17 protein-coding genes and 1 tRNA gene are annotated in these 21,694 nt (G+C 70.1%); 5 read left to right on the forward strand and 13 right to left on the reverse strand.

Features of this window, described 5'->3' with window-relative positions; translation table 11 throughout:
* Nucleotides 1–24: 24 nt before the first annotated feature.
* From thrC to argS, 7 genes are all read right to left on the reverse strand, one after another.
* The gene (gene thrC, locus C0012_RS02455) at nucleotides 25–1,425 is read right to left on the reverse strand and encodes a threonine synthase (protein WP_110588357.1); all 1,401 of its coding nucleotides are present in this window, start codon (nucleotides 1,423–1,425) and stop codon (nucleotides 25–27) included.
* Nucleotides 1,426–1,640: 215 nt separating this feature from the next.
* On the reverse strand, nucleotides 1,641–2,714 hold the full coding sequence (prfA, locus tag C0012_RS02460) for a peptide chain release factor 1 (protein ID WP_110588356.1): 1,074 nt from the start codon (nucleotides 2,712–2,714) through the stop codon (nucleotides 1,641–1,643).
* A 13-nt stretch (nucleotides 2,715–2,727) separates the two neighbouring features.
* Complete coding sequence (rho, locus tag C0012_RS02465; RefSeq protein WP_232527746.1) at nucleotides 2,728–5,139, reverse strand: transcription termination factor Rho; 2,412 nt, start codon at nucleotides 5,137–5,139, stop codon at nucleotides 2,728–2,730.
* A 170-nt stretch (nucleotides 5,140–5,309) separates the two neighbouring features.
* Complete coding sequence (gene thrB, locus C0012_RS02470; RefSeq protein ID WP_110588355.1) at nucleotides 5,310–6,245, reverse strand: homoserine kinase; 936 nt, start codon at nucleotides 6,243–6,245, stop codon at nucleotides 5,310–5,312.
* A 2-nt stretch (nucleotides 6,246–6,247) separates the two neighbouring features.
* A complete protein-coding gene (locus tag C0012_RS02475) occupies nucleotides 6,248–7,564 on the reverse strand; it encodes a homoserine dehydrogenase (protein WP_110588354.1) in 1,317 nt (438 codons plus the stop codon).
* Nucleotides 7,565–7,601: 37 nt separating this feature from the next.
* Nucleotides 7,602–9,020 (reverse strand): diaminopimelate decarboxylase, encoded by a 1,419-nt coding sequence (gene lysA, locus C0012_RS02480; protein ID WP_110588353.1) that lies wholly within the window; start codon nucleotides 9,018–9,020, stop codon nucleotides 7,602–7,604.
* A gap of 122 nt (nucleotides 9,021–9,142) precedes the next feature.
* Nucleotides 9,143–10,798, reverse strand: coding sequence for an arginine--tRNA ligase (gene argS, locus C0012_RS02485; protein ID WP_110588352.1), 1,656 nt, complete (start codon nucleotides 10,796–10,798; stop codon nucleotides 9,143–9,145).
* A gap of 35 nt (nucleotides 10,799–10,833) precedes the next feature.
* Here argS and C0012_RS02490 point away from each other — a divergent pair, with 35 nt between their 5' ends.
* Together C0012_RS02490 and C0012_RS02495 are read left to right on the forward strand one after the other, a co-directional pair.
* The gene (locus tag C0012_RS02490; RefSeq protein ID WP_110588351.1) at nucleotides 10,834–11,616 is read left to right on the forward strand and encodes an SGNH/GDSL hydrolase family protein; all 783 of its coding nucleotides are present in this window, start codon (nucleotides 10,834–10,836) and stop codon (nucleotides 11,614–11,616) included.
* A gap of 411 nt (nucleotides 11,617–12,027) precedes the next feature.
* Entirely contained in the window at nucleotides 12,028–12,903 is an 876-nt protein-coding gene (locus C0012_RS02495; protein ID WP_198411044.1) for a CPBP family intramembrane glutamic endopeptidase, read from the forward strand.
* A 1,290-nt stretch (nucleotides 12,904–14,193) separates the two neighbouring features.
* Here the strand turns inward: C0012_RS02495 and C0012_RS02500 are convergent.
* The 5 genes from C0012_RS02500 to C0012_RS02515 all read right to left on the reverse strand — a co-directional run bounded on the left by C0012_RS02500 (nucleotide 14,194) and on the right by C0012_RS02515 (nucleotide 17,373).
* Nucleotides 14,194–14,266 (reverse strand) — tRNA-Arg (locus tag C0012_RS02500).
* A gap of 72 nt (nucleotides 14,267–14,338) precedes the next feature.
* A complete protein-coding gene (locus C0012_RS02505; RefSeq protein ID WP_162621794.1) occupies nucleotides 14,339–15,145 on the reverse strand; it encodes a YcnI family copper-binding membrane protein in 807 nt (268 codons plus the stop codon).
* A 67-nt stretch (nucleotides 15,146–15,212) separates the two neighbouring features.
* Nucleotides 15,213–15,782 (reverse strand): hypothetical protein, encoded by a 570-nt coding sequence (locus C0012_RS15340; protein ID WP_162621793.1) that lies wholly within the window; start codon nucleotides 15,780–15,782, stop codon nucleotides 15,213–15,215.
* A 1-nt stretch (nucleotide 15,783) separates the two neighbouring features.
* Nucleotides 15,784–16,506, reverse strand: coding sequence for a tRNA (guanosine(46)-N7)-methyltransferase TrmB (gene trmB, locus C0012_RS02510; RefSeq protein WP_110588349.1), 723 nt, complete (start codon nucleotides 16,504–16,506; stop codon nucleotides 15,784–15,786).
* Nucleotides 16,507–16,530: 24 nt separating this feature from the next.
* On the reverse strand, nucleotides 16,531–17,373 hold the full coding sequence (locus tag C0012_RS02515) for a DUF3097 family protein (RefSeq protein ID WP_110588348.1): 843 nt from the start codon (nucleotides 17,371–17,373) through the stop codon (nucleotides 16,531–16,533).
* 118 nt (nucleotides 17,374–17,491) lie between these two features.
* On the opposite strand from C0012_RS02515, the gene C0012_RS02520 reads away from it, so the two are divergent.
* The 3 genes from C0012_RS02520 to C0012_RS02530 all read left to right on the forward strand — a co-directional run bounded on the left by C0012_RS02520 (nucleotide 17,492) and on the right by C0012_RS02530 (nucleotide 21,189).
* Entirely contained in the window at nucleotides 17,492–19,474 is a 1,983-nt protein-coding gene (locus C0012_RS02520; protein WP_110588347.1) for a TPM domain-containing protein, read from the forward strand.
* A gap of 85 nt (nucleotides 19,475–19,559) precedes the next feature.
* Nucleotides 19,560–20,297, forward strand: coding sequence for a PspA/IM30 family protein (locus tag C0012_RS02525; RefSeq protein ID WP_110588346.1), 738 nt, complete (start codon nucleotides 19,560–19,562; stop codon nucleotides 20,295–20,297).
* Between the two features lie 73 nt (nucleotides 20,298–20,370).
* Complete coding sequence (locus C0012_RS02530; RefSeq protein ID WP_110588345.1) at nucleotides 20,371–21,189, forward strand: arginase family protein; 819 nt, start codon at nucleotides 20,371–20,373, stop codon at nucleotides 21,187–21,189.
* Here C0012_RS02530 and C0012_RS02535 read toward each other — a convergent pair whose 3' ends face one another.
* A complete protein-coding gene (locus tag C0012_RS02535; RefSeq protein ID WP_110588344.1) occupies nucleotides 21,190–21,660 on the reverse strand; it encodes an SIP domain-containing protein in 471 nt (156 codons plus the stop codon).
* Nucleotides 21,661–21,694 lie beyond the last annotated feature (34 nt).

A 21,694-nucleotide genomic window follows, 5' to 3' on the forward strand; every position in this document is an offset into this window, starting at 1 on the left:
CGTCGGGCGGAGCACACGACGCGCTCAGCGCAGCGCGTGCGTCTCGATGTAGCGGCGGAGGGTCTCGGCGTCGTCGGGGAGCTCCGTGACCTGCTGCGGGGCGTCGAGCATCGCCTGCAGTTCGGGCGAGTACTCCACCTCGACGCCGATGGCCTCGCGGATCGTCTCGGCGAACTTCTGCGGCTTCGCCGTCTCGAGAACGAGCATCGGCACGCCCGACTCGACGTGCTCGCGCGCCACCTTGACGCCGTCGGCCGTGTGCGGATCGATGAGCTCACCCGTGGACTCGTGCACGTCGCGGATCGTCGCGAGGCGGTCGGCGTGGGTCGAGGATCCGCTGACGATGCCGAACTCCTCAGTGAAACGGGGGCGCTCGGACGCGACGTCGAAGAAGCCCTGCTCATCGAGCTCGCGCCAGGCGGCGGCGACGCGCGGAGCATCGCGGTCGAGCAGCTCGAAGATGAAGCGCTCGAGGTTCGACGCCTTCGAGATGTCCATCGACGGGCTCGATGTCGCGAGCGTCTCGGCGGCAGCCCGGGGCCGGTACACGCCCGTGCGGAAGAACTCGTCGAGCACGTTGTTCTCGTTCGTCGCGAGCACGAGCCGGTGCACGGGCAGACCCATCTGCCGCGCGTAGAAGCCCGACAGGATGTTGCCGAAGTTGCCCGACGGAACCGTGAACGACACCTCGGCCCAGCCGCCGGCATCGGTCGCGCGCAGCCACGCCCAGAAGTAGTAGACGACCTGCGCCGTGATGCGGGCGAGGTTGATCGAGTTGACCGCGCCGAGGCGCTGCGCCCGCTTGAAGTCGAGGTCGCCGGCCAGCTGTTTGACGAGGTTCTGGCAGTCGTCGAACACGCCGTCGACGGCGATGTTGTGCACGTTCTCGTCGTCGAGTGAGAACATCTGCGCCCGCTGGAACGCGCTCATCCGCCCCTGCGGAGACAGCATGAAGACGGAGATGCGCTCCTTGCCGCGCAGGGCGTGCTCCGCGGCGGATCCGGTGTCTCCCGACGTCGCACCGAGCACGTTGAGGACGTCGCCCGTGCGCTCGAGGGCGTACTCGACGACCTGGCCGAGGAACTGCATCGCCATGTCCTTGAAGGCGAGCGTCGGGCCCTCCGACAGGCCGACCAGCGTGACATCGCCGACCGAGCGCAGCGGAACGACGTCTCCCGGGAAGTCGGCGTACGCGGCGGCCGTCATCCGCGCGAGGTCGTCGCGGGGGATGTCCGTCGCGAACAGCCCCAGCACCTCGGTCGCGAGATCCGGGTAGCTGAGCCCGCGCCAGCGCTCGAGCGTCTCGCCGTCGACCTGCGGCATCACCTCGGGGACAGCCAGGCCCCCATCGGGGGCGAGCCCCTCGAGCAGGGTCTCGCAGTACGACAGCGGCTCCGCGCCGCCTCGGGTCGAGATGTAGCGCACGCAGGTCTCCAGAGTCTCAGGACGGCACGGGGTTTCCATTATCGCAGGTCCGTTCCTTCACTCGCCTCCGCACCTCCGCGGGCAGAGCCTCGGAATGATCAGCGAAGCGGGTATGCCCCCGACGCCGCTGGCATCGGGCTTGGCGGGGCTCGCTCTGCGAGCCGGGACTGCGGCGGCGGGGGCATACCCGCGTAGCGGAGCCACCCCGCCAGAGGTCACTCCCCCAGGTTTTCGAGGCGTTCGGCCTCGTCGGCCGCGACGCAGCTCGAGATCACGGGATCGAGCGCTCCGTCCATGACCGCGTCGAGGTTGTACGCCTTGAAGCCCGTGCGGTGGTCGGCGATGCGGTTCTCGGGGAAGTTGTACGTGCGGATCCGCTCCGAGCGGTCCATGCCGCGGATCTGGCTCTTGCGCGCATCAGCCGCCTGCGCCGCCAGCTCCTCCTGCTGCTTCGCGAGCAGGCGGGCGCGCAGCACGCGCATCGCCGCCTCGCGGTTCTGCAGCTGCGACTTCTCGTTCTGCATCGACACGACGATGCCCGTCGGCACGTGGGTGATGCGCACGGCGGAATCGGTCGTGTTGACCGACTGCCCGCCCGGGCCGGACGAGCGGTACACGTCGATCTTGAGGTCGTTCTGGTCGATCGCGAGCTCTTCCGGCTCGTCGACCTCGGGGAACACGAGCACGCCCGTCGTCGAGGTATGGATGCGCCCCTGCGACTCCGTCGCCGGCACGCGCTGCACGCGGTGCACGCCGCCCTCATACTTCAAGTGCGCCCACACGCCCTGCGCGGGGTCATTCGACGAGCTCTTGAACGCGATCTGCACGTTCTTGTAGCCGCCGAGATCCGACGGATCCGAGTCGATGATCTCGGTCTTCCATCCCTGCGCACTCGCATAGTGCGAGTACATCCGCAGCAGATCGGCCGCGAACAGAGCGCTCTCGGCACCCCCCTCGCCCGCCTTGATCTCCATGATCACGTCACGAGCGTCGTCGGGATCGCGTGGGATGAGAAGCCGCCGCAGCTGTTCCTGCGCCTCGACGAGCTGCTCCTCGAGGGCCGGGATCTCCTCGGCGAAGGCCGCGTCCTCGTCGGCGAGCTCGCGCGCCGCCGAGAGGTCGTCGGCGACCCGCGTCCACTCCTCGTGGGCGCGCACGATCCTTGACAGTTCGGCGAAGCGCCGGTTCACTCGCCGGGCACGCGAGGCGTCGGCGTGCACCGCCGGGTCGGAGAGTTCCTCCTGCACCCGGCGGTGCTCGTCGATCAACGACTGAACGGACTCGAACACGTCGCTCAGCGGATCAGCGGATGTCGGTGTCGTGGCTCTGGCCGCGACCCCCGCCCGTCGGCGCGCTCTTCTGCATCTGCACGAGGAACTCGACGTTCGAGTCGGTCTCCCTGAGCTTGTCGAGGATGACGCCGAGTGCGTGCTGCTGGTCGAGCCCCGCGAGGGCGCGGCGCAGCTTCCACGTGATCTTCACCTCATCGGAGCTGAGCAGCATTTCCTCGCGGCGCGTGGACGACGCGTTGACGTCGACCGCCGGGAAGATGCGCTTGTCGGCGAGCTGGCGGCTGAGGCGCAGCTCCATGTTGCCGGTGCCCTTGAACTCCTCGAAGATGACATCGTCCATCTTGGATCCGGTCTCGACCAGCGCGGTCGCGAGGATCGTGAGGGATCCGCCGTTTTCGATGTTGCGGGCCGCGCCGAAGAACTTCTTCGGCGGGTAGAGCGCCGATGCGTCGACACCGCCCGACAGCACGCGACCCGAGGCCGGTGCCGAGACGTTGTAGGCGCGGCCGAGGCGCGTGATCGAATCGAGCAGAACGACGACGTCGCGGCCCAGCTCGACGAGCCGCTTGGCGCGCTCGATCGCCAGCTCGGCGACCGTCGTGTGATCTTCGGCCGGTCGGTCGAAGGTCGAGGCGACGACCTCGCCGTTGACCGAGCGCTGCATGTCGGTGACCTCTTCGGGCCGCTCGTCCACCAGCACGACCATGAGGTGCGACTCGGGGTTGTTCTGCGCGATCGCGTTCGCGATCTGCTGCAGGACGATCGTCTTTCCTGCCTTCGGGGGCGCAACGATGAGGCCGCGCTGCCCCTTGCCGATCGGCGCGACGAGATCGATGATCCGCTGCGTGAGCTTCTCGGGCGCCGTCTCGAGGCGCAGACGCTCCTGCGGGTAGAGCGGCGTGAGGCTCGAGAACTCGACGCGTCCGGCCGCGTCCTCCACCGACAGGCCGTTGACGGAGTCGACCTTGACGAGCGCGTTGTACTTCTGGCGCCCGTTCTGTTCGCCCTCGCGCGGCTGCTTGATCGCGCCGACCACGGCGTCGCCCTTGCGCAGGTTGTACTTCTTCACCTGGCCGAGCGAGACGTAGACGTCCTGCTGTCCGGGGAGGTAGCCCGTCGTGCGCACGAACGCGTAGTTGTCGAGCACGTCGAGGATGCCCGCGATCGGGATGAGGACATCGTCGTCGTTGATCTCGGGCTCGAACTCGTCCTGCCCGCGACCGCGAGCGCGCTTGCCGCGACCGCGGCCCTGTGCGGATCCGTTCTGCTTCTGCTGCTCCTGAGCCTTCGGCGAGCCGCCGTTCTTCTGGCCGTTCTGGCGGTCGTCGCCCTGCTTCTGGCGGTCGTCGCCCTGCTCGCCGTCCTGCTCGGACCCGCTCTTCTTGCGGCGGTTGCGGCCGCGCCCGCGGCGCCCACGCCCCGAGCTCTCCTGCTCGTCGCCTCCGTCGGCGCGATCGCCGCTCTCGGAGCCGTCGGACGAGGTGTCGCCGTCGCTCGCGTCCGACGTGTCGTCGGCACGCTTGTCCTGCGCGGATCCCTTCTCGGTCTCCTTCGCGTCGGCCTTCTTCTCCGGCTCGGAGGCCTCGGGCTTCGCGTCGGAAGCCGACGCGGCGACGTCCTTCTCGGCAGCCGCTTCGTCGGAGGCAGGCTTCTTGCGCGAGCGGCTGGCGCGCGCGGGCTTCTTCGCGGCGGCGTCGTCTGCCGGGGCCTCCTCGGCCTCAGCGGGCACGACGGCCGGCGCCACGGCGTCGGACTCGGCGGGCGCTTCCGTGGAGGCCTTGGCCGTACTGCGTCGCGGAGCCTTGCGCGCGGGCTTCTCGGCCGCGGCGGCATCGGCCGAGTCGGACGCTGCCGGCTCGGAAGCCGGAGCCTCGCCTGCCGTCTCGTCCGCCGGAGCGGCCTTCTTCGCCCGCGAACGCGTGGCGCGCGCCGGCTTCTTCTCGGCTTCGGCAGCCTTCTCGCCCTCATCGGGCTTCTCGGCGGCCTCGCTCGTCGACGCGGCCTCATCGGCAGCCGGAGCGGCCTTCTTGGCACGCGAGCGCGTGGCGCGGGCGGGCTTCTCGGCCGGTGCCTCGGCCGTCTCGGCGCCATCGCCGGAGGCCGCGGCCTCCGCGGCCGCCTTGTCGGCTTCGATCTGCGCCTTGGTACGCCGCGGCGCGCGCTTGCGGGGTGCCTTCGGCGCCTCCTCCGCAGCGGTCTCCGAGGCGGCCGGCGCCTCCGCGGAGGAAGCCTCCGCGGACGCCGGGGCCTCAACAGTTGCCGCGGCTGCGCCGGACGAGCTGGCCCGGCGGGGCGCGCGCTTGCGGGTCGTCGTCGACTTCTTCGCCGACGTCGCCTGCTCCGCGGCCGCGATGGCCTCGTCGATCTGGGTCTGGTCTGCGGCGGCGCTTTCGCCGCCGGTGTTCTCGGTGGAGGGTGCCACGAGTGCTCCTTGCTTCGGGATGTATCAGAGCCGATCCGCACGCGGAGAAGAGTCGCGCCTACGCGCTGACACCTACGTTGCTCCGCGAGAACGGGAGGTTCGCGCAGGAGGAGTCGAGGATCCGTGCGGGGCTTCGCAGAATTGCGACGGAGGTTCAGAGTTCGTGCCCGTCAGGCACCCTCCGCTGGTTCCCTCACTGTACCACCCATGAAGTCGACGGCGAGCATGAGCGCCTGCCACGATCCGCGGGTGTGCTCCTCGGCGACGGCGGCCGCTTCGAGACGCCGTCCGGGCCCGTCCGCGAGGACCAGAACACTGGGGCCTGCCCCCGAGACGACGGCCGCGAAGCCGCGGGCGCGCAGGGCGCGCACGAGCGCGTCGGTCTCCGGCATCGCCTCGGCGCGACGGTCCTGATGCAGCCGGTCCTCCGTCGCCGCGAGCAGCAGATCCGGGCTCTGCGTGAGCGCCGCGATGAGCAGCGCCGAACGGGAGACATTGAAGACGGCGTCCTCACGCGACACCGCGGGATCCAGCACGCTGCGCGCCGTCGACGTCGACATCGTGCTCTGGGGCACGAAGACGACGGGGGCGACGCCGCGATGCACGAGGAGCTTCTTGTGCTGCGGGCTCTCCTCGTCGGTCCACGCGATCGTGAGCCCACCGAACAGGGCCGGCGCCACGTTGTCGGGATGCCCCTCGAGTTCGGTCGCGAGACGCAGCAGATCGGTGTCCGACAGCTCGGCGCGACCGGCGAGAAGCCCCTTCGCCGCGAGCAGCCCCGCGACGACGGCAGCGCCCGAGGATCCGAGGCCCCGTCCATGCGGAATGCCGTTGTTCGCCGCGATGCGCAGGCCCGGCGCGGGGATCCCGACCGACTCGTACGCATATCGGATCGTCCGGGCGATGAGATTCGATGCGTCGGTGGGGATCTCGTCGGCCCCCGTTCCTTCGACGGAGATCTCGAGTTCGCCCGCCTCAAGCGCCGTGACGGTCAGCTCGTCGTAGACGCTCAGCGCGAGCCCGAGGGTGTCGAAGCCGGGCCCGAGGTTCGCACTCGTCGCGGGCACTCGCACCTCGACGGTGCGCGCGCCGTCGCTCGCCTGCATGGTCAGTCGCCCTCCACGCGCAGCACCGTCACGACGCGCTCGACGACGTCGCTCGCGGCGAGACGGTCGACGGTGTCGCTCAGCGCCTGCTCGCGCGCCTTGTGCGTACCGATGACCAGACGCGCGCGGCTCACGCCGTTCTCGTCCTCCGACACCGACTGCTCGACGGTCGCGAGCGAGACGCCCCCGTCGCTGAGGATGTTCGCGACCGTCGCGAGCACGCCCTGCTCGTCCGTGACGTCGAGGGTGATCTGGTAGCGGGTCGTGATGCGTCCGATCGGCGCGATGGGAGCCTCTCCTCGCGCGGATTCGCCGACCCCGACACCACCGGCGATGTGACGCCGCGCGGCGGAGACGACGTCGCCGAGAACCGCCGAGGCGGTCTCGATGCCGCCTGCTCCGGCGCCGTAGAACATGAGCGGGCCCGCGGCCTCGGCCTCAACATAGACCGCGTTGTTCCCGCCGTGCACGCTCGCGAGAGGGTGCTCCCGGTCGACGAGGGCCGGGTAGACGCGCACCGAGATCGCTTCGCCATCGTCGCCCTCGGCGGGGAGACGCTCGCACGTCGCGAGCAGCTTGATGACGAACCCGGCCTTGCGTGCGTTGTCGATCGCGGCGGCGTCGATCTCGGTGATGCCCTCGAGGTGCACCTGGTCGAGCGGGACGTGCGTGTGGAACGCGAGGCTCGCGAGAATCGCTGCCTTCTGCGCCGCGTCGTGCCCGCCGACGTCGGCCGTCGGATCCGCCTCGGCGTAGCCGAGCGCCTGCGCATCGGCGAGGACGGCGTCGAAGGCGGCGCCCTCTTTGTCCATGCGGTCGAGGATGTAGTTCGTCGTGCCGTTGACGATGCCGAAGATGCGCGTGACGCGGTCTCCCGCGAGGGAGTCCTTCAGCGGGCGGATGATCGGGATCGCGGCAGCGACGGCCGCCTCGTACGACACCGATGCGCCGACCTGATCCGCCGTGTCGAAGATCTCCGCGCCGTGCGTCGCGAGGAGGGCCTTGTTTCCCGTCACGACATCGGCGCCCGATCCGAGAGCGTCGAGGATGTGGGTGCGCGCGGGCTCGATGCCGCCCATCAGCTCGATCACGATGTCGCTGCCGACGATGAGCTCGTGCGCGTCCGACGTCAGCAGCTCGCGCGGCAACGGGACGTCGCGCTCGGCGTCGACGTCGCGCACCGCGATCCCCGCGAGCTCCAGGCGTGCTCCCGCACGCTCCTCGAGCTCGTCGGCGTGGTCGAGCAGCAAGCGCGCGACCTGCGAGCCGACGGAGCCGGCCCCCAGAAGCGCGACGCGCAGAGTTCGGTGATCGATCATCTCTCTCCCTCGGTGTGTACAGGGTGCAGGGCAGGACTCATGCGTCCCGCCCGAGGCCCGTGTCGCGGGCGAGGAGATCGTCGATCGTCTCGCCGCGCAGGATCACGCGGGCCTCTCCATCGCGCACCGCCACGACGGGCGGGCGCGGGACGTGGTTGTAGTTGCTCGACATGGCCGCCGAGTAGGCCCCCGTCGACGCGACCGCGACGAGGTCTCCCGGCGCGACGTCGCCCGGCAGGAACTCGTGATCCACGACGACGTCGCCCGACTCGCAGTGCATCCCGACGACCCGAACGAGAGCGGGAGCTCCGTCGCCCCGACGCGAGGCGAGCCGCGCCGAATACTGCGCGCCGTAGAGCGCGGGACGGACGTTGTCGCTCATGCCGCCGTCGACGGACACGTAGAGGCGCTCCGCGGATCCGGTCGGTGTCTCTACCGCGACGGGCTTGGTCGTGCCGACCTCGTACAGCGTGACGCCGGCGGGGCCGACGATCGAGCGCCCGGGCTCGAACGCGAGCGTCGGCACGGCGATGCCGCGCGCGGCGCACTGCTCGGCGACGGCGTCGACGATGCCGTCTGCGAGCTCCTCGATCGGCGCCGGATCATCGGCGCGCGTGTAGGCGATGCCGAATCCGCCGCCGAGGTTAAGCAGGGGGATGTCGCCACCCGCGAGCAGGCGCTCGTGCAGGGCGAGGACGCGCGACGCCGACTCGCGGAAGCCGTCGACCCCGAAGATCTGCGAACCGATGTGGCAGTGCAGACCGACGAACTCGATCGACGCGAGCTGGCGGATCCGCGCGACGGCACGCTCGGCCTCGTCGAGCGAGAATCCGAACTTCTGATCCTCGTGGGCGGTCGCGAGGAACTCGTGCGTGTCGGCGTGCACGCCGCTGCGAACGCGGACGAGCACCCGCTGCCGCGCGCCGAGCCGCTCGGCGATCGCGCCGATCCGTTCGATCTCGATCTCGGAGTCGACGATGATCGTGCCGACGCCCGCGGCGATGGCACGCTCGAGCTCGGTGGCGCTCTTGTTGTTGCCGTGGAACCCGATGCGGTCGGCGGGTGCGCCTGCGGCGAGCGCGGTCTCGAGCTCGCCTCGCGAGCACACGTCGACGTTCAGGCCGGCTGCGAGCATCCACCGAACCACGTCGGACGTGAGGAAGGCCTTCCCGGCGTAGTACACGCGTGCCTCGCCGCCGTGACGTGCGGTCGCCGCGCGGAAGGCCCGCTCGGTGCGCTCGGCGCGGTCGCGAACGTCCTGCTCGTCGAGGAGAAGCACCGGGGTGCCGAATCGCTCGACGAGGTCGGTCGCGCGCATGCCACCCACGACGAGGACGCCGTCGTCGTCGCGGCGCGCGGACGCGGGCCAGACGAGATCCGCGAGGTCGTTCGCGTCGTCGGGCACCGCGAGCCAGTCGGGGGCGAGCGCCTGAGCGGGATCGTGCGCAGTGACCATCGAAGTGGATCGACCTTACGAATTCGGAGGTGACAGGAGGCGCGCCCGCTCGAGCCGGGCGCGGCGGATCACCTCAGTCTACGGGGATGGGGTGCGGCGCCGAATCCGCGCGAGACGTCGCGTCACATGCGCTCGGGCGCGCCGACGCCGAGCAGCCCCAGCCCGTTGCGCAGCACCTGCCCCGTCGCGTCGTTGAGCCAGAGCCGCGTGCCATGGACGTTCGCGATCGGCTCGTCGCCCTTGGGGGTGACGCGGCAGTTGTCGTACCACCGGTGGTAGAGGCCCGCGAGCTCCTCGAGGTAGCGGGCGACCCGGTGGGGCTCGCGCACCTCGGCGGCGAAGCCGACGACGCGGGGGAACTCCTGCAGGGCACCGAGGAGCGCCGATTCGGTCTCGTGGGCGAGCAGCTCTGGCCGGAACCCGTCGCGCGTGACCCCCGCGTCCACGGCGTTCTTGGCGACGTTGACCGTCCGGGCATGCGCGTACTGCACGTAGAACACGGGGTTGTCGTTCGTACGCTTCTTGAGCAGCTCGGGATCGAGCGACAGCGGCGAGTCGGCCGGATAGCGCTCGAGCGAGTACCGCAGCGCGTCGGTGCCGATCCACTCGCGCAGATCGTCGAGCTCGATGATGTTGCCCGCGCGCTTCGACAGGCGCGCGCCGTTGACGGACACCAGCTGGCCGATGAGGATCTCGATGTCCTTCTCGGGGTCGTCGCCCGCGGCGCCCGCGAGCGCCTTGAGCCGGTGCACGTAGCCGTGGTGGTCGGCACCGAGCAGATAGATCTTGTGTTGGAAGCCGCGGTCACCCTTGTTCAGGTAGTAGGCGGCGTCCGCGGCGAAGTACGTGTAGACGCCGTTCCCCCGGCGGATCACACGATCCTTGTCGTCGCCGAAGTCGGTCGTCTTCACCCAGACCGCGTCGTCGGCGTCGTAGACGTGCCCCTGCTCGCGCAGGCGGTCGACTGCCTGGTCGATGAGGCTCGGGGATCCGGCGTGCAGATCGCGCTCCGAGAACCACACATCGAAGTGGACATTGAACTTCCGCAGCGACTCCTGGATCTCGGCGAGCTGCAGGGCGTACGCCGCGTCGCGCACCGCGTCCTGTCGTTCGGACTCGGGAAGCTCGAGAACTTCGGGGTGCTCCTCACGCACGCGCTCGGCGAGCGCGTCGATGTAGGCACCCTTGTAGCCGTCCTCCGGCGCCTCCGCCCCCGTCAGCGCCGCGGCAACGCTCGCACCGAAGCGGTCCATCTGGGCGCCTGCATCGTTGATGTAGTACTCGCGTGCGACATGCGCACCGCTCGCCTCGAGGAGTCGCCCCGTCGCGTCACCCAGCGCAGCCCACCGCGTGTGCCCGATGTGGAGGGGACCGGTGGGGTTGCCGCTGACGAACTCGAGGTTGATGCTGTTGCCGGCCTGCGAGTCGTTGCGCCCGTACGCATCCCCCGCCTCGACGATCGTCCGGGCGAGCTGACCGGCAGCGGCGGCGTCGAGTCGGATGTTGATGAACCCGGGTCCCGCGATCTCGACCGAAGCGATGCCGTCGACGCCCGTGAGCTCGTCGGCGATCTCCTGCGCGAGCTCGCGCGGGTTCGTCCCGATCCGCTTCGCGAACTTCATCGCCGTGTTCGTCGCCCAGTCGCCGTGGTCGCGGTTCTTGGGCCTCTCGACCGTGATCTCGCTGGCCGTCGCACCGAGAGGATCTCCCGGGCGTCGCCTGTCCGCGACGGCGTCGAGGGCGGCGAGCAGAACGGAGGAGAGGGCGTCGGGATTCATAGGCCTTCAATCTTACGAGGACATATTCTGTGTCCATGCCCCGCATACGTCGCTTCCTCGCCGCTGTCGGCGTCGTCGCGCTCGGATCCGGGATGCTCGGGGCCTGCGCGAGCGCGTCGGGTGACGCCGATCGCTCCGACGACGGCCGCGACCTCTCGCTGCCGCAGGCGTCGGACGTGCGCGAGGCCGAGCCGTCCCTGCTCATCTTCGGCGACTCGTGGACGTACGGCCTGGCCGCCTCACGACCGGGTGGCGGCTACGCGTATCTCACGGGTGAGCTTCTCGGCTGGGACACGACCGTCGACGGCGAGAACGGCAGCGGGTATCTGCGCACCGGCCAGCACGGCGGCACATATGGCCCGCGCGCGGCCCAGCTCGATCCCGTCCTGGATCCGGACATCGTGGTCGTGCAGGGATCCATCAACGACCGACGGCAGGACCTATCGCGCTTTCGCGCCGCGGTCGACGAAGCATGGAACACCTTCACCCGGCACTACCCGGACGCAGACATCGTGGTACTCGGACCGGCGCCGCACGCGCTGCCGGTCGAGCCGGGGATCCTGCGGGTCGAGGAGATGCTGCGCGCCGCGGCCGCCGATCACCACCTGCCCTATATCTCGCCTCTCGCCGACGAGTGGATCACGACCGCGAACTACGACGCCGTCATCGACACATCGCCCGAGGGAAACGCCCACCCGTCGGATGCGGGCCACGCCTACCTCGCCGAGCGGCTCGTCGACGCGCTCGGCGAGCTCACGATCCACGAGGAGCCGCTCGTCGCGCTCGAGGAGACGGAGACTCCCGTGGAACGGGGCTGACACGGATTCAGCCGGTCACGCAGCGGTACTCGCTCTCGTCGTCCGTCGACCCGAATCCCTCGTACTCGACCCCGCCGGATACTCGCGCATCGACCGCGTTCGAGGAGCCGGCGGCTCCCGCCGAGCGGGGCCAACGCGGATTCAACGGGTCATGCAGCGATACCCCTCGCATCGTCCGCCGAACCAGACCCCACGTACCCCGACCACACCGGAAACTCGCACACTGGTCGCGCTCGAAGAGACGGCGGCATTGCCGGCGTCGGGACGGTCCCGTCGCCGTCAGGCGTCGGCGCGGCGACGGAACGCCGCCCGATCCGTGATGCTTCCGGCGGAAGGAAGCCCCGCGAAAGATGCGTCGCGGCCGATTCCCCGCGATGATGGTGTGCGAGCCGTCGACGAAGGGGACCGTCCGTGACCGCACACGCACGTGCCGTGCCGCGCGGAGCCGTCTCTCCGCGCGCCGCGCTCGCACCCGCACTGACCGTGTGCCTTGCGGCGCCCGCGTTCTTCGTGCTCGAAATCGCGTGGCTCGGCTGGATCCTCTCGGCCGTCGGCCTCGCGCTCGCATGGATCCTCGAATCGAGGGCGAACCGCGCGGGCGTGAACGCGGATTCCGGCGGCGCCCCAGGCCTCACGCGAGATCTGGCGCTCATCGTGCTGGGCCTGATGATCGTCAGCATCATCCCCCTCGCCGCCGAACTGGACAACGCGGCGATGGCGCGGTTCACCCTTGCGCTTGGCGGGGCCGTCGCGGCCCCCTACCTCGTCTCGCGGTTCGTCTTCCGCGACCGCGCGATCCGCTTCCCGTGGCGCGCGGGCGGACGCTGGCACCCCGCGCAGTGGACGTGGCTCGTGGCCGTGCTCGTGCTGGGCTGGCTGATCCTGCCGTTCTACTTCATCACGAGCGGTGTCTACCGAAACTGGCCCGTCGTCGACTCCCCCGACCTCATCGCCCGCCTGTTCGTCGGCGTCGGCGCGGTCGGAATCTGGGACGAGCTGTTCTTCATCTGCACCGTCTTCGCGCTGCTGCGCCGCCACTTCCCCGCCTGGGCCGCGAACCTCCTGCAGACGATCGTGTTCGTCTCCTTCCTCTGGGAACTCGGATACCGCGCGTGGGGCCCCGCCCTCACCATCCCCTTCGCGCTGCTGCAGGGCGTGATCTTCCTGCGCACGCGCTCGCTCGCCTACGTCGTGACCGTGCACCTGCTGTTCGACGCCGTGGTGTTCGCCGTGCTCGTCCACGCCCACAACCCGGGCATGCTCGACGCGATCTTCCTCGTGAAGTGAGGGCCCCGCGGGTCCTCGCGCCGAGGTGATCCCACCCGCGGAACATCCCACGAAGGCGGGCGTCCGCCTCGCAGGCCATTGCGTTTGGGAGGCCCCCCGGAGCCCCACACAACGGAGGGGATCCGCGTTCGGGAGGAGCCTCCCGCAGCACGCACCCTCCAAAGTGCAATTGCCGTCCGTCAGGACGCAGGTGGTCCTCCGCTGAGGGCCCCTCGCGACGACGTACTCCTCACCCGTGCAACACCACACCAAAGAGCGGATCCGGCTCCGCAAAGCACTGCGTCTCGGAGGGGATCCGCGTTACGGAGGAGCCTCCTGCGGAATGCGCCCTCCGAAGTGCAATTGCCCTCCGTCAGGATGCAGGTGGTCCTCCGCTGCGGGACCCACGCGACGACGCACTCCTCACCCGTGCAACACCACACCAAAGAGCGGATCCGGCTCCGCAAAGCACTGCGTTTCGGAGGGGATCCGCGTTACGGAGGAGCCTCCCGCGGAATGCGCCCTCCGAGGTGCAATCGCCCTCCGTAAGGACGCAGGTGGTCCTCCGCTGCGGGACTCACGCGACGACGTACTCCTCGCCCGTGGAACAGCACACCAGAGAGAGGCTCCGGCCCGCAGCACATTGCACTTCGGAGGAGAACCACGTTCGGGAGGAGCCTCCCGCAGCACGCACCCTCCAAAGTGCAATCACCCTCCGTCAGGACGCAGGTGGTCCTCCGCTGAGGGCCCGGCAGGACCCGCACGACGGGAGTGATCCTCACCCATGGAACAGCGCACCAAAGACAGGTTCCCTGACCCGCGGAACATTGCGTTTCGGAGGAGAACCACGTTCGGGAGGAGCTCCCCGCTACATGCACCCTCCGAAGTGCAATTGCCCTCCGTCAGGACGCAAGCGACCCTCCGTTGGGGCGGGTCGGGGGCGGGGCCGGGCCTCCGACACCGGTACGCGGCCCTCCGCACGAAAGTCAGCCGCGACGAACGTCCGGGATCCGCACACGGCGCCGCCATAGCCGCGCTAGGAGCCCGCAGGGCTCCCCTCGAACGTCATCGCGTTTGGTCGCCAGTGAGCTCCGGATGCCCCATATTCGCTCCATGTGACCTTCAGCACGTCGACGACTGCCCTCGGCGCGGGCGAAGCGCTCTGGTCCCGAGCGGGATGGGCGGGACGCGGATGACACGCCAGACCCCAACCACTCTTTCTGGCCGGTAACCCGATGCCGCAGCGCCGGGGAACGAAAAAGGCGGGGCCAACCGGCCATTTCTAGCCAGTCGACCCCACCTATACTTGGGTGCCCCCGGAGGGAATCGAACCCCCGACCTTCGGTACCGGAAACCGGCGCTCTATCCCCTGAGCTACGGAGGCGGACCGAATGAGCTTATCAGGGGACGCGGGGCGTTCCGCACGCCGCGCGGCGCACGCAACGCCCCGCGCGTGTCACGACCGGCGCCGGTAGGCGGCGGCCCCCAGGCCAAGGCCCCCGAGGCCCGCGATGAGACCCGCGGCACCGAGCGTGATCGGCAACGCCTGCGACGGCGCCGCATCGGCCGAGCCATCCGCATCCCCCGCACCAGCCGCACCAGCCGCATTAGCCGAGTCGGCCGAGTTGGCCGCATCAGCGGAGTCAGCCGAGTCGGCCGCACCAGCGGAGTCAGCCGCATCAGCCGCATCAGCCGCATCAGCCGCATCAGCCGCATCAGCCGCATGCTCGTTGTGGCCTTCCCCGGAACCGCCCACTGCGAGCTCAAGCGTCGGCGCGGGCGCCTCGAGCTCGTGGGAGTCCTCGCCCTCGGCCGCGACTTCGGTCCACGACGTGGATCCGTCCTCGCAGTTCTGCTCGACGGGGAATGTCAGGGTTCCTTCCGCATCGTCGGCAAGGCCGACGAGCATCTGGACCTCACCGCGCAGCTGCGCCGGGATGGGATCGACGGCCGTATAGGTGACGGTCGACACCCGGCCGGCGTCGCCGCCGCGTTCGACGTCGATCGTCCAGCCGGCCTCGGCGACCGGGTGCACGCCCGACAGCCCATCGGGCACCATGATTGCGAGCGACGTCGTCGGCGAATCGTCGCAGCCGTGGTTGAAGCCGAACGTCAGTGTCGCCTCGCCTCCGGCGACGGCGTCGCCGTCTGCCGAGATGCCGACGTGAGCCTGGGCTGCCGCCGGCGCGAGCACGAGGCCCGCCGCGAGCGCGACGCCGAGCGCCCCGAGGGCGCCCTTCCGAGTCGTGTGAGTGATGGTCATGTTCTCGTCCTTCGAATGCATGCGGAACGCACCGGCCGTCTGCGACGGCCGGGCGTGGGGGTGATTCTCAGGAGAAGAGGGGCGGCCCGCGCACACCGTTCGCCGCAACCACGCGTGTGAGTCGACGAATCCGCGGCGCCGGGAGTGCGAGGACCCGAGGAACGGTGGGGAAGGATCCGTCGGGGACGAGGGCTCGCGCAGCCGCCCGCACCCACGAGGTACCGTGACGGATCGCGCGTTCGCCGTACCCGAGGATCGCGATTGTGACGAGCGCGGCGACAACGTGAGCGGCGAGCATGGGCGCGTCGTCGGATCCGGCCGTGGTCGGGGCGACGGAGATCGGCACCCCATGGCGATGTCCCCCGTCGACGACCGACCCCGCGTGCGGCGCTCCGAGCATTGCGAAGACGCCGTGGAACGCGGCCTGCGCGGCCGCGGTCGTGGCGGCGATGCGCGGCAGGCGCGGGTGGGATCCCATGAGCAGGGCCGCGGGCCCGATGAGGAGGACGAGCATCCCGAGGACGATCGTCGGGGCGGGCGCGGCGCCCCCGCCCAGCGTGTGCGAGACCGCCGCCAGCAGCGTCGCGACCGCGGAGGCACTCGCCCCGCGCGCCGCGAGCCTCTGGCGGCGGGTCACGTCAGCGCGCCGTGCGGCGGTAAGCGAGGTCGCGGATGTCGCGGCCCTTCTCGATGCCCTTGCGCTCGAACGCCGTCATGACCCGGCCCTCGAAGCGCTCGGCCCACTCCCCCGCGAAGTCCCGCTCGAACTCGGGCGCGGCGTCCATGACATCACGCATCTGCAGGGCGTAGTCCTCCCAATCGGTCGCGAGGCGCAGCACCCCGCCGTCGCGCAGCGCGCGGCCGGCCAGCGCGCCGAAACCGTCCTTGATCATGCGGCGCTTGTGGTGGCGCTTCTTGTGCCAGGGATCCGAGAAGAAGATCCAGAGCTCATCGGCGGACCCCTCGGGCAGCAGCGTCTCGAGCACCTCGGGCGCGTTCGCCTCGACGACACGCAGGTTCTTCGCGCCCTCCCGCTCCGCGTCGAGCATCGTGCGCGCGAGACCGCCGACGTACACCTCGACGGCGAGGAAGTCGGTGTCGGGGCGCGAGCTCGCTGCGCTCACGATCGCGTGGCCCTGCCCCGATCCGATCTCGACGATGAACGGCGCTTTCCGCCCATATTCCTCTTCGGGAATGAAGCGCGCATCCGGGTGCACGGAAGTCGACGCAGCGTCACGCGGCACGTCGAATCGATAGAAGGGCGACAGCTCCTCCCACGCGCGCTCCTGCGCGTCGGACATCCGTCCGCCGCGGCGGACGAACGAGACGGGAGACGTGCGGTGCGTGCCGGGTTCAGCCATGCCCACCAGATTACGGGGCCCGGCTCACTGCTCCCCGACGGTCACGAAGTCGATGAGCTCCTCGACGCGGCCGAGGAGGGCGGGCTCGAGATCGCGGAACGTCGTGACTCGCGAGAGGATCCGCTGCCACGCGAGACCGAGGTCCTCCTTCGTTTCGGCGGGCCAGCCGAGACCGCGGCAGATCCCCGTCTTCCAGTCCTGGCCACGCGGCACGACGGGCCACTTCTCGATGCCGAGCGCGGCGGGCTTCACGCACTGCCACACGTCGACGAACGGGTGGCCGACGATCTTCATGTGCTTGCCGTGCGGACCGCGGAGGATCTGCCGCGCAATGCGCTGCTCCTTGGATCCCTCGACGAGGTGGTCGACGAGCACGCCGTATCGCCGCGTCGCCGTGGGCGGCTCGTCGCGCAGCAGCTCGTCCAGCAGATCGAGGCCCGCGAGGAACTCGACCGCGACGCCCTCGGCCCGAAGATCGGCACCCCAGACCTTCTCGACGAGTTCGGCGTCGTGCTTGCCCTCGACGAGGATCCGGCTCGGCAACGCGACGCGGGCGCGATCGTCCGCGGCGACGAAGGATCCGGAGGCTGTTCGTGTGCGGCCCTGCGGCTTCGCGCGCGCCTTCTCGAGGATCACGGGCTCGCCCTCGATGAGGAACCCGCCCCCGAGCGGGAAGGATCGTTTCCGGCCCTTCCAGTCTTCGAGCTCGACGTTGCCCGCCTCGACGCGCGTGATCGCGCCGCACCAGCCGTCGCCAGCGACCTCGACCACAAGATCGAGCTCGGCCGGGACCGGCTTCGACACTTTCTTGCCCTTGTCGCGCCACCCTGACGCGAGGACATCGGATCCGTACCTGTCTTCGAACATCCCCACGAGCGTACGACGTCTGGACGCGCTGCCCCGGGATTCACTCTTCCGTTGTCGGTGGTGATCCCTAGGATCGAGGAGGGCGGATCGATCTCCGCTCGCAAAGGGGGAATCCGGGATGGGCTCACGACGTACGACCGCGATCGCGGCCTTGGGTGTGGGTGTTGCGCTGGCCTTCGCCCCGTTCGCCGCGTCCGCTGCCGAACCGCCCGGGCTCGGCGCTGAGTACGTCCACGACGAGGTCGACGCGCTCAGCGCATCGGAAGAGGCCACCGCGAACGAACGGCTCGCAGGCCTCAAAGCCGAGAGCGACGTCGAGATGTGGGTCGTCTACGTCGACGAGTTCACCTCCCCGAGCGACTCGGCCGAGTGGGCGAACGCGACCGCCGAGATGAACGGGCTCGGCACCGATCAGTACCTGCTGGCGATCGCCACCGAGTCGCGTCAACTGTTCCTCTCGACGCCCGTCAGCGGCGGCATCGACGACTCCGGCGCCATCACCGTGGAGGAGCATGCGGCGGACGCTCTGCGCGACGACGACTGGGCAGGCGCGGTCGACGCCGCGGCGGACGAGCTCGCGGCCCAGTCCGCGCCGAACCACACAATCTGGTGGGTCCTCGGCGGGATCCTCGCGATCGCGGGCCTGATCATCGCGACGCTCACACTCATCGGGCGAGCGCGGAAACGTCGCGCCGAACGAGCGGCCGAGGAACGGCTCGCGGCAGAGCTCGACGAGCTCCGCACCCGCGCAGCGGGTCTCCTCGTCGAGATGGACGACGCGATCCGCACGGCTGAGCAGGAGCTCGGCTTCGCGGTCGCGCAGTTCGGCACGGAGGCCGTCGCCGAGTACGAGACGGCGCTGAAGAGCGCCCGGGCGTCTCTCGATCGGTGCTTCGGCATCCAGCGCGCGCTCGACGACGCACCCTCCGAATCGCCGCAGGACGAGCGAGAGAAGTACGACGAGATCATCCGGCTTCTCACGCAGGCCGACGCCGATCTCGACGAGAAGGCCGAGAGCTTCGTCCGCCTGCGCGCCCTGGAACAGAACGCGCCGGACGTGCTCGAGCGGCTCGCCGCCCGGCTCACGGCCGGCGCCAGTGCGCCCGAGCGGATCGATGCCGAGATCGCGCGCCTCCGCGAAACCTACGCGTCGGTTGCCATCGACGACATCGAGGACAATGCCGACGAGGCGCGAGCCCGTCTGCGCTTCGTCGACGCCGAGCTCGCCGAAGCCCGCGCGCACCTCGACGCGGGCGAGTCGGGCGAGGCCGCCCTCGATCTTCACGACGCCGAGCAGGGGCTCGGGCAGCTCGACGAGCTCGTCGACGCCGTGCTGGCCCTGTCCGCGCAGTTCGACGAGGCCGAGGAGCAGGCGCGCGAGACGATCGCCGAGCTCGAGACCGACATCCGCCGCGCGCGATCGATCGACGATCCCGATGGCCGCGTCGCTCAGGCGATCGCCTCGACCACCGCGCACATCGCGGCCGCACGTGACGCCCTCACGGGGTCCGAGCGCACTCCCCTGCGCGCTGCCGAGGCGCTCGACGCGGCGAACGACGAGATCGATGCCGTCGTGGAATCCGCGAGACGCGCCGAAGAGGCGAAGACGAAGCGCCTCCGGCAGATCGACCAGACCGTTTCCCAGGCGCAGAGCTCGATCGCGCAGGCCGAGCGCTACGTGAACACGCGCCGCGGCGGCGTCGGCGGGCCGGCGCGATCCCAGCTCGCCCAGGCCCGAGCAGCGCTCGATCACGCGCTCGCCGCGCGCGACGCGGATCCCGTCGAAGCACTCGCCCAGGCCCGCCGCGCGCGAGACGCCGCGCAGCAGGCCCTGTCGACAGCCCAGGCTGATATGCGCGGCTACCAGCCGTCCGGATACGGTGCCCGCGGACGCCGCTCGTCGGGCGGCCTCAGCGGCGACATCATCGGCGGGGTCATCGGCGGGCTCGTGGGCGCCGCCGTCTCCGGGGGATCTCGCCACGGAACTGGCTGGGGACGCAGCTCGCGCGGCGGCCTCGGCGGGCTCGGATTCGGCGGCGGGCGCGCGGGCGGACTCGGCCGCTCGAGCGGGGGCCGCAGGAGCGGCGGGCGCCGATTCTGATGCGCCGCACCCCAGAGCCGGCACATAAGAAGGCCCGGAAGACTTCAGACCACTCCCTCACGACACCCACCGAAAGGCACATCACATGAGCAAGCAGTCCATCTTCGGTCGCATCTCGACGCTCATCCGAGCGAACATCAACTCGCTGATCGACGAGGCCGAAGACCCGCAGAAGATGCTCGACCAGCTCGTCCGCGACTACACGAACAACATCGCCGACGCCGAGTCGGCGATCGCCGAGACGATCGGGCAGCTCCGCCTCCTCGAGCGAGACAACGCCGAAGACAAGAAGGCGGCGCAGGAGTGGGGCAACAAGGCGATCGCCGCGAGCCGCAAGGGCGACGAGCTCCGCGCCGCCGGCGACACCGCGGGCGCCGACAAGTTCGACAACCTCGCGAAGATCGCCCTGCAGCGCCAGGTGTCGACCGAGAACGAGGTCAAGGCCGTCGAGCCGCAGATCCAGCAGCAGCAGCTCATTGTCGACAAGCTCAAGGATGGGCTGAACGGCATGAAGCAGAAGCTGGAGCAGCTCAAGGGCAAGCGCAACGAGCTCGTCTCGCGCGCCAAGATCGCCGAGGCGCAGAACAAGGTGCACGACGCGGTCAAGTCGGTCGACGTCATGGATCCGACGAGCGAGCTCGGCCGCTTCGAAGAGAAGGTGCGCCGCCAGGAGGCCCTCGCGACGGGCAAGGCCGAGCTGTCGGCGTCGAGCCTCGATGCGCAGTTCGAGGAGCTCGAGGACGTGGGCGAGCTCACCGAGGTCGAGGCGCGCCTCGCGGCTCTCAAGTCGGGCGGCGCCTCCGGCTCGATCACGGCGGGCTGACGCGCGGAGGGCGCCTCCCGGCGATCGGGGCGGCGCCCTCCCGTTCCCGCTCGAAAAGGAGGATGATCGGGATATGGCACGGTTCGTCGTCGTCCCCCAGTGGCAGGGCTCCCCGTCCACTCGCGCCATGGCGCTCATCGACGGAGCGGAAGCGATCGCAGGAGATCTTCCCCGCTCCGCATCAGTGCGGGTCGAGGTTCCGTACGAGGCCGGCGAGAGCCTCAACACCTCCGTGCTTCGGGCGAGCACCCTCCGGCGCGTGTCGGAGCACGTCCGCGAGACGTTGGACGGCCTCCGCGACGAGCGCACGGTCGTGATCGGAGGAGATTGTGGCGTCGCCGTGCCCGCGATCGGACACGTCGCAGGCGACGATCTCGCCGTCGTGTGGTTCGATGCGCACGGTGACCTCCACTCCCCCGACACCTCGCCCTCCGGTGCGTTCGCCGGCATGGCGCTGCGCGCCGTCCTGGGAGGTGCGCCCGACGGGCTCGGCCTGGCACCGGGCAGAATCTCCCCCGAACGCGTCGTGCTCGCCGGCGCGCGGGACCTCGATCCGGCGGAGTCCGACTACATGCGTACCGCGGGCACACACCACCTCCCCGCGACGGACATCGCCGAACGACTCGCAGAAGCCATCACCGCGACCGGCGCCCGTCGCGTCTACGTGCACATCGACCTCGACGTGCTCGATCCGGCGCACATGTCGGGCGTCGCGGATGCTCAGCCGTTCGGCATCGAGCCGTCCGCCCTCGTCTCGGCGATCGCGACGATCCGCGAGCTTCTCCCGCTCGCGGGCGCGTCGATCACGGGTTTCGCCCCGCGATCCCCCGCCTCCGCGGTCGACGACATGGGCGCGATCCTGCGCCTCGTCGGGGCGCTTGCGAAGGACTGATCAGACGTAGGCCGAAAGCGACTCGCGCACCGTGATCGACGCACGGTCGATGCCATTCGCTGACGTGAGGTGCTCGACGACATCGGCCGTGGCGAGGAACCCGCCGAGCAGCGTCACGTGCGTGTCGTTCGCGTTCTCGTCGCAGAGAACCTCGTCGGCGTAGGCGATCGCGGCGCGCGTCATCGCCGTGCCGGGCTTGCAGAGCTCGCCCGTCCCGGGAGCGCCTCGGCGCACCGAACGGTCGAGCCAGGTGACGGTCATGCGAGCAGGGGCCGCAATCCGCCCAATCCAGCTCGCGTCAGGAACCTCGAGGAACACGCGGCCCGACGCGCACAGCGGGAGGGTCGCGAGCATCGCCTCGGCCTCGGCGAGCGCGTGCTCGTCTGCGACGACGAGGTGCTGCACGCGGGCGTGGCGCCGCGCGCGGCAGGCGCTGTCGTCGTGGGCGGGGGTGAGGGATCGGGCCGTCATGATTCCCCCATCATACGCCAAGAGGGAAGGCTTA

The organism is Microbacterium suaedae (assembly GCF_003254645.1).
GTDB classification, from domain to species: Bacteria; Actinomycetota; Actinomycetes; order Actinomycetales; family Microbacteriaceae; genus Microbacterium; species Microbacterium suaedae.